The sequence below is a fragment of the Bradyrhizobium algeriense genome, from assembly GCF_036924595.1.
Lineage (GTDB): Bacteria > Pseudomonadota > Alphaproteobacteria > Rhizobiales > Xanthobacteraceae > Bradyrhizobium > Bradyrhizobium algeriense.
The window spans coordinates 3,133,385-3,146,038 of the sequence record NZ_JAZHRV010000001.1 but is presented as its reverse complement, the minus strand read 5'-3'; the positions used below and the strand labels follow the sequence as shown (position 1 = coordinate 3,146,038).

Annotated in this window: 11 protein-coding genes; 6 read left to right on the top strand and 5 right to left on the bottom strand. The window is 62.7% G+C overall.

Annotated elements, in window-relative coordinates; genetic code table 11:
* Positions 1-10: 10 nt before the first annotated feature.
* The 4 genes from metG to V1286_RS15520 are packed head-to-tail and all read left to right on the top strand — an operon-like array spanning position 11 to position 4,222.
* On the top strand, positions 11-1,939 hold the full coding sequence (gene metG / locus V1286_RS15535) for a methionine--tRNA ligase (protein ID WP_334480769.1): 1,929 nt from the start codon (positions 11-13) through the stop codon (positions 1,937-1,939).
* 14 nt (positions 1,940-1,953) lie between these two features.
* A complete protein-coding gene (locus tag V1286_RS15530) occupies positions 1,954-2,745 on the top strand; it encodes a TatD family hydrolase (protein WP_334480767.1) in 792 nt (263 codons plus the stop codon).
* Positions 2,742-3,548, top strand: coding sequence for an MBL fold metallo-hydrolase (locus V1286_RS15525; protein ID WP_334480766.1), 807 nt, complete (start codon positions 2,742-2,744; stop codon positions 3,546-3,548). The genes V1286_RS15530 and V1286_RS15525 overlap by 4 nt, the downstream gene beginning before the upstream one ends.
* Positions 3,549-3,589: 41 nt before the next feature.
* Entirely contained in the window at positions 3,590-4,222 is a 633-nt protein-coding gene (locus tag V1286_RS15520; protein WP_334480765.1) for an antibiotic biosynthesis monooxygenase family protein, read from the top strand.
* A 3-nt stretch (positions 4,223-4,225) separates the two neighbouring features.
* On the opposite strand, the gene V1286_RS15515 is transcribed toward V1286_RS15520, so the two are convergent.
* The 3 genes from V1286_RS15515 to V1286_RS15505 are packed head-to-tail and all read right to left on the bottom strand — an operon-like array spanning position 4,226 to position 8,838.
* Positions 4,226-5,875 (bottom strand): acyl-CoA synthetase, encoded by a 1,650-nt coding sequence (locus tag V1286_RS15515; RefSeq protein ID WP_334480763.1) that lies wholly within the window; start codon positions 5,873-5,875, stop codon positions 4,226-4,228.
* Positions 5,876-5,903: 28 nt separating this feature from the next.
* Positions 5,904-7,802 carry a TRAP transporter large permease gene (locus V1286_RS15510; protein ID WP_334480761.1) on the bottom strand — a complete coding sequence of 633 codons (1,899 nt, stop codon included), beginning with the start codon at positions 7,800-7,802 and terminating at the stop codon, positions 5,904-5,906.
* A 16-nt stretch (positions 7,803-7,818) separates the two neighbouring features.
* Positions 7,819-8,838 (bottom strand): TRAP transporter substrate-binding protein, encoded by a 1,020-nt coding sequence (locus V1286_RS15505; protein ID WP_334480759.1) that lies wholly within the window; start codon positions 8,836-8,838, stop codon positions 7,819-7,821.
* 437 nt (positions 8,839-9,275) lie between these two features.
* Here V1286_RS15505 and V1286_RS15500 point away from each other — a divergent pair, with 437 nt between their 5' ends.
* Positions 9,276-9,641 carry a RidA family protein gene (locus V1286_RS15500; protein WP_334480758.1) on the top strand — a complete coding sequence of 122 codons (366 nt, stop codon included), beginning with the start codon at positions 9,276-9,278 and terminating at the stop codon, positions 9,639-9,641.
* 33 nt (positions 9,642-9,674) lie between these two features.
* Here V1286_RS15500 and V1286_RS15495 read toward each other — a convergent pair whose 3' ends face one another.
* On the bottom strand, positions 9,675-10,481 hold the full coding sequence (locus V1286_RS15495) for an enoyl-CoA hydratase/isomerase family protein (protein ID WP_334480757.1): 807 nt from the start codon (positions 10,479-10,481) through the stop codon (positions 9,675-9,677).
* A gap of 148 nt (positions 10,482-10,629) precedes the next feature.
* Between V1286_RS15495 and V1286_RS15490 the strand changes: the two genes are divergently transcribed.
* Entirely contained in the window at positions 10,630-11,847 is a 1,218-nt protein-coding gene (locus V1286_RS15490) for an MFS transporter (protein ID WP_334480756.1), read from the top strand.
* A gap of 8 nt (positions 11,848-11,855) precedes the next feature.
* On the opposite strand, the gene V1286_RS15485 is transcribed toward V1286_RS15490, so the two are convergent.
* The gene (locus V1286_RS15485; RefSeq protein ID WP_334480755.1) at positions 11,856-12,617 is read right to left on the bottom strand and encodes a hypothetical protein; all 762 of its coding nucleotides are present in this window, start codon (positions 12,615-12,617) and stop codon (positions 11,856-11,858) included.
* Positions 12,618-12,654 lie beyond the last annotated feature (37 nt).

Genomic DNA, 12,654 nt, shown 5'->3' with positions numbered 1-12,654 from the left:
GGAATTCGTGGTGGCGAAGGCTGGAAAGAAAGCTTCGAAAAAGCGCAAGGCGAAGAAGGTCCGCAAGTCGCCGCCCGCGTCCGCCAGCAAGAAGGCGGCGAAGAAGCGCGCCGCCAAGAAGGGTGCGACCAAACGCACGCGCGTCGTGAAGGCCGGCAAGGCGTCGAAGAAGACTGCCAGCAAAGTCGCGAAAAAGTCACCCAAAAAGGCTGCGAAGAAAGCTGCCAAGAAGCCTGCCAAGAAATCAGCGAAGAAATCCGCGAACAAAACGACGAAGACGCGCGCGGTAACATCGCAAGAGGCAGCTCCTGCCGTACAGGCAGCCCCCGTAGCTAAACGTGCAAAGCCAACCACGCCGCGCGTGAAGCCGGCTGCCGCGGCCCAGCTGGCGGTGGCTGCCGAGCGCAATACTTACTTCATCACCACTGCGATCGCCTATCCCAACGGCATTCCGCATATCGGCCACGCCTACGAGGCGATCGCGACCGATGCGCTGGCGCGGTTTCAGCGGCTCAACGGCAAGGACGTATTTTTTCTCACGGGCACCGACGAGCACGGCCTGAAGATGGTGCAAACCGCCGAGAGCGAAGGCATGAGCGTCGCTGATCTTGCTGCGCGAAATGCGGGCCGGTTCAAGGAGATGGACGAGCGTCTGAACGTGTCGTTCGACCGCTTCATCCGCACCACGGAGCCCGACCATCATCGTTCGGTCCAGGTGGTCTGGAACCGGATGCAGCAGAACGGCGACATATACATCGACACCTATGCCGGCTGGTATTCGGTGCGCGACGAAGCCTATTACGCCGAGGAGGAAACCGTCCTCGGTGAGGACAATGTGCGCCGCGGCCCGCAGGGCTCGCCCGTCGAATGGGTCGAGGAGAAGAGCTACTTCTTCAAGCTGTCGGCCTATCAGGACCGGCTGCTGGCACTCTACGAGAACCAGCCCGATTTCATCGGACCGGATTCGCGCCGCAACGAAGTCATCAGCTTCGTGAAGGGCGGCCTGAAGGATCTCTCGATCTCGCGCACGACGTTCGACTGGGGCGTCAAGGTGCCCAACGACCCCGAGCACGTGATGTATGTCTGGGTCGATGCGCTGACCAACTACATCACCGGCGTCGGCTTTCCCGACGAGAGCGATCCGAACTGGCGCTACTGGCCGGCAGACGTGCACGTCATCGGCAAGGACATCATCCGCTTCCACGCGGTGTACTGGCCGGCATTCCTGATGTCGGCTGGCATTCCCGTGCAGAAGCGGGTCTATGCCCACGGCTTCCTGTTCAGCAGGGGCGAGAAGATGTCGAAGTCGGTCGGCAACGTCGTCGATCCCTTCAATCTGGCCGATCAATATGGCGTCGACCAGATGCGCTATTTCTTCCTGCGCGAGGTGCCGTTCGGCCAGGACGGCAACTACAACCACGAAGCCATCGTCGCGCGCATCAATGCCGACCTCGCCAACGATCTCGGCAATCTGGCGCAGCGTTCGCTGTCGATGATCGCCAAGCAGCTCGGCGGCGTGCTGCCGGAGCCCGGCGAGTTCACCGATAATGACAGGGAGATCCTGGCGGAGGCAGACGCCATGCTGGCGGCGTCGCGGACCGCGATGGCGACCCAACAGATCCATCAATGGCTGAACGCGGTGTGGTCCGTGGTCGCGGAAGCCAATCGCTATTTCGCGGGCGAGGCGCCGTGGGCGCTGGCCAAGACCGATCCTGACAGACAGAAAACCGTATTGTACGTGACGGCGGAAGTCGTGCGGCAGGTCGCCATCCTGACCCAGCCGGTGATGCCGGATGCCTCGGGCAAGCTGCTCGACAGTCTCGGCATCCCCCAGGATGCGCGGGACTTCGCAGCGCTCAGCACGCGGATCAAGCCCGGCGCAACCCTGCCGCCGCCGGTCGGCGTGTTTCCGCGCTACGTTGAACCAAAGGTGGATTGAGCCGTTTGCAAACCATGCTCGTCGATAGCCATTGCCATCTCGACTTTCCGGATTTTGCCGAGGATCTCGACGCCATCGTCGCGCGCGCCGAGACCGCCGGAATCGGCCGCATCGTCACCATCTCGACCCGGGTGAAGCGGCTCGGCGGGCTGCTCGCCATCGCCGAGCGGTTTCCCAACGTCTATTGCTCGGTCGGCACCCACCCGCATCAGGCTGATGAGGAAGACGGCATTCCCGCGAGTGAACTGATCGAACTGACCAAGCATCCGAAGGTCGTGGCGCTGGGCGAGGCGGGGCTCGATTATTTCTATGAGCACGGCTCCCGCGAAGCGCAGGAGCGCGGCTTTCGCGCGCATATCGCAGCCGCCCGCGCCACCGGCCTGCCGCTGGTGATCCATACCCGCGAAGCTGACGAGGACTGCGGCCGCATTCTCGAAGACGAGGTGGCAAAGGGAGCGTTCCGTGCGGTGCTGCATTGCTACACCGGCGGGCGGGCGCTGGCGATGAAGGCGATCAGTCTGGGCCTCTCGATCTCGTTCACGGGCATCCTGACGTTCAAGAAGTCCGAAGCGTTGCGCGAACTCGCCGCCGAACTCCCGGCCGACCGCATCATGGTCGAAACCGACTCGCCCTATCTGGCACCCGGCAAGTTTCGCGGCAAGCGCAACGAGCCGTCCTACGTGGTCGAGGTCGCAAAAGTACTGGCAGAGACGCGTGGTGTCTCCCTGGAAGAGATATCGCGGCAGACCACCGAAAATTTCTTCCGGCTATTTTCAAAAGTGCCGGCACTGAAGGCAGCCGCATGACGGTGACGCTGACGATTCTCGGCTGCGGCTCCTCGGCGGGCGTGCCACGTCCGGCGCTCGGCTGGGGCGCCTGCGATCCCAACAATCCAAAAAACCGCCGCCGCCGCTGCTCGCTTCTGGTCGAGCGCACGGGTACGCACGGCACCACGCGGATCGTGATCGACACTTCGCCCGACCTGCGCGAGCAGTTGATCGATGCCGAGGTCGATCACATCGACGCCGTGTACCTGACCCATGAGCACGCCGACCAGACCCACGGCATCGACGATCTGCGCTCGGTCGTGCTGCATCAGCGCCGGCGCATTCCGGTCTACTTCAACCAATCGACCGCGAAAGACATGATGGCGCGGTTCTCCTATTGCTTCATCGCACCCGAGGGCAGCGACTATCCGCCGATCCTGACGCGCCATTCGATCGAAGCGGGCGAGAATCATGAGACCGAAGGGAAGGGCGGGCCGGTGAAGCTTTCCGCCTTCCTGGTTCACCACGGCAGGATTCCCGCGCTGGGCTTCCGCATCGGCGCCGCAGCCTACACGCCTGACCTCCACGACATTCCCGAGGAGAGTTGGCCGGCGCTGGAAAACCTCGACCTCTGGATCGTGGACGGGCTGCGTTATGCCGGCCATCCCAGCCATTTCAGCGTCAATGACGCGCTTTCATGGATCGAGCGCTTCAAGCCCAAGCGCGCCGTGATCACCAACATGCATTCCGATCTCGATTACGAGGTGCTGCGCCAGAGCCTGCCAGCCGGCGTGATCCCGGCCTATGACGGGCTGCGGCTGACGCTGGACGGCGCAGGCTGAGCCTGCGTCGCAATTCGATCGCAGAACGCGGAGTAACGTCAATGATTGGCTTGTTCTTTGAAGTCCAGACAAGGCCCGGGCACCGCGATCAATACCTCGATCTCGCGGCCGCGCTGAAGCCTGAGCTCGAGGCGATGGGTGGCTGCCTCTTCATCGATCGCTTCAGGAGTTTGACGCGTGAGAACCTGCTGCTGTCCTACCAGATCTGGCAGGACGAGGGGGCACTGACGGCCTGGCGGGTCCATGCCTACCATCATGATGTCCAGACCATCGGCCGCGAGAAGGTCTTTTCCGACTATCGCATCCGCGTCGCCCAGGTCATTCACGAGGCAAGGCCCGGACAGCCGGTCTGGCAGCCCGAACGGCGCACGCCCTATAATGATCCGGCACGGCGCCAGCCGACCTATATCCTCGCCTCGGAATCGAAGCGTGCCACGCTGCCGGTGGAGACCGGATGGCGCCGTGACGCTTTCGTGAGCGTCTATCGTGAGGGGCATTTTGCGCACCTCGTCGATCTACCGGACGATCGCGCCGGCATCGAATTCGGCCCCCGCCTGTTTGCCGATCCGACAACCGAATATTTCCGCATTTTCGAGGTCATGCGCGACTACGGAATGTATGAACGCGCCGAGGCGCCGCAATATTACCCCCCGGTCACGCCTCGCTCGCACTGACGGTCAGGCCGAAATCGCCTTCGCCGAATCCACCTGGTTTCGCAGCATGAATTTTTGGATCTTGCCTGTAGACGTCTTCGGGATAACTCCGAACACGACCGCCTTAGGCGTCTTGAAGCCGGACATGTGGCTGCGGCAGAAGGCGATGATCTCGGCCTCCGTCGCCTTGGCGCCTTCCTTTAGCTCGACGAAGGCGCAGGGCACCTCGCCCCATTTGGGATCGGGCTTTGCGACCACCGCCGCAAACAGCACGGCCGGATGCTTGTAGAGGATATCCTCCACCTCCACGGAGGAGATGTTCTCGCCGCCTGAAATGATGATGTCCTTGGAGCGGTCCTTGATGATGACGTAGCCGTGCTCGTCGAGCACGCCGAGGTCGCCGGTGTGAAACCAGCCGCCGGCGAAGGCTTCTTGCGTTGCCTTCTCGTTCTTCAGATAACCCTTCATCACGATATTGCCGCGGAACATCACCTCGCCGATGGTTTCGCCATCGCGCGGCACTTCCTGCATGGTCACAGGATCGAGCACGGTGACGGCTTCCTCCAGCGGGTAGGGCACGCCCTGCCGGCGCTTCATCTGGGCGCGCTGATCGGCCGGCAACTCGTCCCAGCCCGGCTGCTCGGCACAAACGGAGGCGGGGCCATAGACCTCGGTCAGGCCGTAGACATGCGTCAGCTTGATGCCGATGCTTTCGGCGCCTTCGAGCACCGCCACCGGCGGTGCGGCGCCTGCGATCAATCCGATCACGGGGCGCGCGGCCTTGCCCTTCGGCGCGCCGGGCGCGTTGATCAGCGTGTTGTAGACGATCGGCGCACCGCACATGTGGGTGACGCCGTGCTTCGGGATCAGCTCAAAGATTTTTGCCGGATCGACCTTGCGCAGGCAGACGTTGATGCCGGCCGAAGCCGCGACCGTCCACGGAAAGCACCAGCCGTTGCAGTGGAACATCGGCAGCGTCCACAGATACACCGGGTGCTGGCCGAGATTACCGGCAAGGATATTGCTGACGGCGTTGAGATACGCGCCGCGGTGATGGGTCACGACGCCCTTCGGATTGCCCGTGGTGCCCGAAGTATAGCTGAGCGCGATCGCGTCCCATTCGTCGGCCGGCAGCTTTGCGACGAAAGCCGGATCGCCCGCCGCGACCGCCGCCTCGTATTCGAGTTCACCGATCCGCTTGCCGCTCGCAAACGCCGCATCATCGACATCGATCACGAAGGGCTTTGGCCCGGTCATCAGCGTCAGCGCTTCCGCGATCACGTTGGAGAATTCCGGGTCGACCAGAATGATTTTGGCGCCGCCATGGTCGAGCTGGAATGCGATCGAGGGCGCATCGAGCCGGATGTTCAGCGCATTCAAGACGGCGCCCGCCATCGGAACCGCAAAGTGCACCTCGTTCATGGCCGGAATGTTCGGCAGCATCACCGCCACCGTATCGCCGTGGCCGATGCCACGGCCGGCGAGCCAGGACGCAAAGCGCCGGCACCGCGCATAGGTCTCCGCCCAAGTGAAGCTGCGGCCTTCATAGACCGTGCTGAGGTGATCCGGATAGACAGCGGCGCTGCGGGCTAGAAAACTGAGCGGGGTCAGCGGCACATAGTTCGCCGGCGTCTTGTCCAATCCGATTGAGTACTGGTTCTGGGCTGTGCTCATCGGCTTTTCCCACCTATGTCGTTTCTCTTTACAAGAACCCGATGGAAATCCACGGGAAGATCGCCACGATAATCAGGCCGACCATCAGCGCCAACAGGTAACCCCAGATCGGCCGGATACCCTCGGCCGGATCGACGCGTCCGATGGCGCAGGCGGCATAATAGCCCACTCCGAACGGCGGAGCGAATAGCCCGATACCCATCGCGAGAATTACGATCATCGCGTAGTGCACCTCGTGGACGCCCACGGCGCGGGCGATCGGAAACAGCAACGGCCCGAACAGCACGATCGCCGGAATACCCTCGAGCACGCTCCCCAGGATCACGAAGGCCGCGATCGACACCGCGATGAACGTCGCCGAACCACCGGGCAGGCCGGTCATGGCGGCCGCCAGCGTCCGCGAAAAGCCGGACTGTGTGAGGCCCCACGCCATGCCGGTGGCGCAGCCAATAATCAGCAAGATCGCGCCCGACAGGCACGCGGTCTCGACCAGCATTGGCATGATCCGCCGCCAGTCGAAATTGCGGTAGATCAAGAGGCCGTAAATCAGGTAGCCGACGATGAAGGCATAGACGATGCCAATGGTGGAAACCTCGGTCGCGGTCGCGATGCCTTCGACCACCGCGTAGCGGATCACGAATGGCAGCGCGATGGCGGGCAGGGCGATGGCAAACGCGCGGGCGATCTCGCCGCCGGTCGCCCGCGTGACATGGCGCAGATCCTCGTTCCGGTAGCGCCACCACACCAGCGCCGACAGCGTGATCGCCAGCACCAGACCCGGCAACAGGCCACCGGTGAACAGCGCTGCGATCGAGACGCCGGTGACCGAGCCAATGGTGATCAGCACCAGGCTCGGCGGGATGGTTTCGGTCTGCGCGCCGGTGGCGGAGAGGAGGGCGACCAGATCGCCCGGCTTGGCGCCCCGCGCCTTCATTTCCGGAAACAGCACCGGCGCCACGGCGGCCATGTCGGCAGCCTTGGAGCCCGAAATGCCTGACACCAGATACATCGCCCCGACCAGCACGTAATGCAGCCCGCCGCGGACATGGCCCAGCAGGCTCGCCAGGAACGCCACCATGGCGCGCGCCATGCCGGTCATCTCGATCAGGAGGCCCAAGAAGACGAACAGGGGCACCGACAGCAGGATGAGGTGGCTCATGCCTTCGTCCATGCGGCCGACCAACACCATCAGCGGCGTGCCCGTGGTCAGCGCCAGATAGCCGTAGGTCGCAAGCCCGAACCCGAACGCAATTGGTACACCTGCAAACACGCAGAAGCCGGCGACGCCGACAAAGAAGATGATCAGATTGAGATTGCCGAGCGGCTTCAGCGAGCCCCTGAGCAGCCAAAATACCGCGATGACAAGCGCGACCGACAGGATCGCAGCCAGCATGGTCCGTCCATTGCCCGACCGGGCCAGCCGCAGGAAGGCAAACAGCGCCATCAGCGCGATACCGACCGGCAGCGCCGCAGCACGCCAGATATTGCTGATCTGCAGCGCAGGCGTGGTGATGTAGCTTTCCTCGTAGGCGTATTCGTAAGCCGGCCAGGCAATCAGAACCAGAAACGCCAGTGCGGCTACGGTCGCCACCAAATCGAGATAGCCGCGCATGGCGGGCCTCGCGATGGCGACCACCGCGGTCATCCGCATGTGCTCGGCGCGGCGGAACGCGACCGCGGCGCCCAGCATGGCGAGCCACAGGAACAGGATCGACGCCAGTTCGTCCGACCAGATCAGCGGCCGGTGCAGCGCATAACGCGCCACCACACCGGCAAACAGGATCACGATCTCGGCGACGACCAGAAGCGCCGCCGGGATTTCGACCAGCATTCCCAAGGCGTGTTCGATCGACGCCACCAATGAGCGGCGGCGAGGGGACTGAGCCACCTCGCCGCCAACCACTTCAGTCATGTCGGCATGAGCCATGATGGCCTTCAGATGCTTAGGACAGCTTGCCCACGGACTTTTCGAGCAGCTCCCAGGCCTGGTCGCCGTATTTACCTTTCCATTCCGCGTAGAAGCCGGCGGAGCGCAGCTTGTCGCGGAACGGCGTCACGTTGGGCTGGTTGAAGGTCAGGCCCTTGCCGGCCAGTTCCTGTTGCAGCCCGGCGTTCAGCTTGGCGACGTCCTCGCGCTCCTTCATGGCCGCCGCGTTGATGTTCTTGGCGACGATGGTCCTGATGTCCTCCGGCAGCTTTTCCCAGGCACGGCGGTTCGCCAGGAACCAGAAGCCGTCCCACATATGGTTGGTCAGCGAACAGAACTTCTGGACTTCATACAGCTTCGCCGTCGAGATGATCGCCAGCGGATTTTCCTGGCCCTCGACGATCCTGGTCTGCAGCGCCGAATAGACCTCGCTGAAATTGATCGAGGCGGGCGCCGCATCGAACGCCTTGAACATGGAGGTCCAGAGCGGCGAGACCGGCACGCGGATCTTGAAGCCCTTGAGGTCATCCGGGCCGTTGATCGGCTTGGTCGACGACGTGGTCTGGCGGAAGCCGTTGTCCCAGATCTTGTCCATCACCATGAGGTTCGCCTTGGTGATCTCGCCACGGATATGGGCGCCCAGGCCGCCGTCCATGGCCTTCCAGACCGTGTCGTAGTCCGGGAACGCAAAGCCGATGCCGCTGATCGACGCCGCCGGCACCAGCGTCGCCAGAATCAGCCCCGACAGCGTGAAAAACTCGACGCCGCCCGAGCGGATCTGGCTCAGCATATCGGTATCGGAACCGAGCTGGTTGTTCGGGAAAATCTGGAGGTCGAACCGGCCATTGCTCTCGGCCTTGATCGCTGCGGCCATCTCCTTGGCCCGGATGTTCAGCGGATGTCCATCAGGGAGGTTATTGGCGTATTTGTAGGTAAATTCGGCAGTCTGGGCCCGCGCCACCAGCGGCGCGCCGATGCCGCCCAAAACCGCTGACGCAGCGGATGCCTTGAGAAGCGTGCGTCGTGAAAAACTCATCCTGGTTCTCCCTTGAGAATTATTGTTCTTGCAATGACCCGATGTCGCGAGTCATCCACGTACTCGCGCGCTTATTGCAGCGTCCGCACGCGGCGGCAACACAGGCTTTGGCGGAGCAGGATTGCTTGGGCCAAACGAACGTCTGTACAGCCGCCGGGCTGGCCTGGTTTGCTAGAAGATCCGCCTAAATATCTGATCTAATTGTAGATATAGATATTCCATAATATACCTTATGCGAATTGCGGATATTTGGATCTCCCGGGTCGTCGGCTGGTTTGCAAGTCCCGCATTGTGGTCTTCTTTTTCAGGCTCGTCAGGGCAAACAGATCGACGAGATCGCCAACGCTGCTGACACTACGGCTGCTGACACTACGGTGTCAGCATCCATGAAATAGGCTGCGCTATCTGGGTGGTAGCAACGGGCTGGAGAAGTCGTCGTGAACAAGCAAACATTCCGCGTGGAGCCCTTGTCGACCTATATCGAGGCGCGCCGCGTCCCTGTAGCCCCCGTCGTTCGGCACGGAGACCTGATCTATGTGTCCCAGCACCCGCCTTATGACCCGGTAACGGGAGAGATAAAGCGCGTGTCGATAGAGAGGCAGACGGAGATCGTTCTTGATCAGATGAAATTGTGTCTGGAAGCGGCCGGAACGTCACTCGAAAAGGTCATCAAGAGTTTTCAGACGATCAACGCGGTATACGCACGGTATTTTCCAATGGATCCTCCTGCACGTAGTTTTATCTTCGTTTCCGGTTGGCACGGTCCATTTGACGTCGAGGTTGATTGTATTGCCGGGGTCTGACGGGCGCCCGTCCGGGCGTGCCGTGAAGACTTGCTACCTGCCCTTGAACCGCGGTTTGCGACGGCTGAGAAACGCCTCGACGCCTTCCTTGTGATCCTCGCTCATGCTCGCCAGCGCAAACTGGTCGACGTCCATGTGGCTCGCCAGATCGTCGAGCGCATGTGCCAGGCGGTTGACGGTCAGCTTGGTCATGGCGACCGACAGCGGCGGCTGGGCGGCCACCTTGGCGGCGAGTGCCATTGCCGCGTCAAACGCCTTGCCGGGTTCAGCCACCTCCTCCACCAGCCGCCATTCATAGGCGTCAGCGGCCGAGATGCGCTGGTCGGCCAGGATGACGGCCTGCTTGGTGCGGGCCGGTCCCATCAAATGCAGCATGCGCGGCACGCTCTGCCAGCTCATGTTCATGCCAAGCCCGATCTCGGGCACGCGCATATGGGCGTCTCTCGCCATCACGCGGAAATCCAGAGCGACCGCGAGCGCGACGCCGCCGCCGACGCAAAATCCCTCGATGGCGCCGATCGTGATCTGCTCCATCTCCTGCCAGGCCCGCGTCAGCCGCGGTCCAAGTTTCAGGTGCCGGCGCAGCGCGCCGAGATCCATGGACTTGCGAGACCGGCCTTCGGGGTCCTTGAGGTCGAAGCCGGCGCTGAACGATTTGGCGCCGCCGGTCAGCACCACGACCGAGGTCTCGCCGTCATCCTCAAAGCTTCGAGCGGCATCCGTGAGCTGGCGCAGCGCCTCCGGCGACATCGCATTGATGCCGTCGCCGCGGTCGAAACGCACGACCGCGATGCGGCCATCCGGTCCCAGGCCCTTTTCGATCTTCACAAAATCAGCCAACGCATTGCCTCCCTGCCCGTCATTTTTCCGAAGTCTAGCTCAGAAATTAATTTGGCGGACCAGTATCCTTCGCCGGTTCCCATTCGTCCTGTTCGAGAAAACCGCATCCGCTTCGCGTTGAGGGGATCGAACAAGGAGCATTTTACGCATGGGACCGTCATATCGTTGGGTGATCGTCGCTGTGGGCGCGCTGATGACGTGCGTTGGCATTGGCGCAATGTTCTCGCTCGCCGTGTATCTGGAGCCGATGTCCGCGGAAACGGGCTGGTCACGCGCCGGGATCTCGGGCGCGATGACCATCGACTTTCTTACGATGGGAATAGCCGGCTTCGCTTGGGGAGCGGTCAACGACCGGTTTGGTACGCGTCCCGTCGTCTTGAGCGGCGCCCTGCTCCTGGGCCTTGGTTTGCTTCTCGCCAGCCGCTCGACCTCACTGATCGAATTCCAGCTCACCTACGGCATCCTGATCGGCCTTGCCGCGGGCGCTTTCTTCGCGCCGATGATCGCGGCCGCGACAGTTTGGTTCGACAACAACCGCAGCCTCGCAGTGTCGCTGGTGTCCGCAGGCATGGGCGTCGCGCCGATGACCATCTCGCCGTTCGCGCGTTGGCTGATCTCGACCTACGATTGGCGTACCGCGATGATGACGGTGGGCCTGATGGCATGGGCGTTGCTGATCCCGGCGGCGCTGTTGGTGCGGCAGGCGCCGGAAGCAACGCCGTCACGTGCGGCGGCAAAGGGCGCTGCCGGCGATCCCGGAGCCGGCTTGTCCGTTGCGGCAGCGCTTCGTTCGCCGCAGTTCCTGGTGCTGGCGCTGACCTTCTTCGCCTGCTGCGCCGCGCATTCAGGACCGATCTTCCACATGGTCAGCTACGCGATGCTCTGCGGCATACCGGCGATGACCGCGGTCAGCATTTATAGCGTCGAAGGCCTGTCCGGGCTGGGTGGCCGCCTCCTCCTCGGCATCCTCGCCGACCGGTTCGGCGCGAAGCGGGTTCTGATCGGCGGGCTGCTGGTGCAGGCGCTGGCGATCGGGACCTATCTCTACGTGAGCAAACTGGGCGAATTCTATGCGCTCGCGATCGTCTTCGGGACCGCCTATGGCGGCGTGATGCCGCTCTACGCCGTGCTCGCGCGCGAATATTTTGGTCCCCGGATCATGGGAACGGTGTTCGGAGCCGCAACGATGGTGTCGAGCCTCGGCATGGCCCTTGGGCCCTGGATCGGTGGTATGATCTTCGACACGTTTCATGACTATCGCGGGCTGTACATCGGCGCGCTCAGCGTCGGGCTTGGCGCGATGGCGATTGCGCTCGCCTTCCCGCCGCTGCCTCCGAAATCTCGCGAAAGGCTGCAGCCGGCATGAGTGCCGTCTTAAAGGTGACCCGTGCGATGGTGCTCCGGCTTGCCGCCGGGCACCGGAAAACGGATCGTGGTGCCGAGCGTGATCCAGTTGGCGTTCTCACCCGAGATGTTGCGGCCGTAGATCAGGTCGACCGAGAAAATCTCGTTCGGCCGGTAGCGCACGCCGGTTTGAAACCGCGGCTGTACCGCGCTCGGAATATCGGACTGCCCGGCCTGGCCGAACGCTTCGATCGTCCACTGCAAGGTGTCGGTAAACTTCCAGTCGAATCCAATGCCGTAGAGCAGATAGTGGCGATCGACGCTGCGGTCCCACAGCCAGCCGCCGTTGACGTTGATGCGCATAGTCTCGTTCAGCCGGAACGTCGCGGGGATCACAGCAAAGGCTGAGACGTGTTCGCCGGTCAGCGCATCGAAACCTCCGCCGGCGTAGAACGAGATGCCAAGCCTGCCGACGCCAGTTGGCGCAATGTTCATCTTGGCTTTTGGCTGGATCGTGGTACCCCATTCACCATCGCTGCGCGCGCGGCTGGTGAACATGCTCAACTCAACGGGCTTGAACGCATTGACCACGCAGGATGGATTGGCGACCGCCGTAAAATCGGTGTTAGAGGCCGACGACATCCAGCTCTCGACCTTGCACGAACCGGCCTCGCCAATGTCGGCGGCATCGACCGCATAGGCGCCATTCGCCGCCCGCGCCTCTCCGGCCGGAAGCCAGGCCAAAATGGCCACGGCCGCCGCTATTTTGGTGCACCCTGCCCTGATCCCCATGGGCAAATGCTAGCAGAGTCCCTGCCTCGACATAGCC

Coding starts and splice junctions, on each gene's coding strand:
- V1286_RS15530 (WP_334480767.1), top strand. CDS start 1,954: ATGCTCGTCGATAGCCATTGCCATCTCGACTTTCCGGATTTTGCCGAG.
- V1286_RS15525 (WP_334480766.1), top strand. CDS start 2,742: ATGACGGTGACGCTGACGATTCTCGGCTGCGGCTCCTCGGCGGGCGTG.
- V1286_RS15520 (WP_334480765.1), top strand. CDS start 3,590: ATGATTGGCTTGTTCTTTGAAGTCCAGACAAGGCCCGGGCACCGCGAT.
- V1286_RS15515 (WP_334480763.1), bottom strand. CDS start 5,875: ATGAGCACAGCCCAGAACCAGTACTCAATCGGATTGGACAAGACGCCG.
- V1286_RS15510 (WP_334480761.1), bottom strand. CDS start 7,802: ATGGCTCATGCCGACATGACTGAAGTGGTTGGCGGCGAGGTGGCTCAG.
- V1286_RS15505 (WP_334480759.1), bottom strand. CDS start 8,838: ATGAGTTTTTCACGACGCACGCTTCTCAAGGCATCCGCTGCGTCAGCG.
- V1286_RS15490 (WP_334480756.1), top strand. CDS start 10,630: ATGGGACCGTCATATCGTTGGGTGATCGTCGCTGTGGGCGCGCTGATG.
- V1286_RS15485 (WP_334480755.1), bottom strand. CDS start 12,617: ATGGGGATCAGGGCAGGGTGCACCAAAATAGCGGCGGCCGTGGCCATT.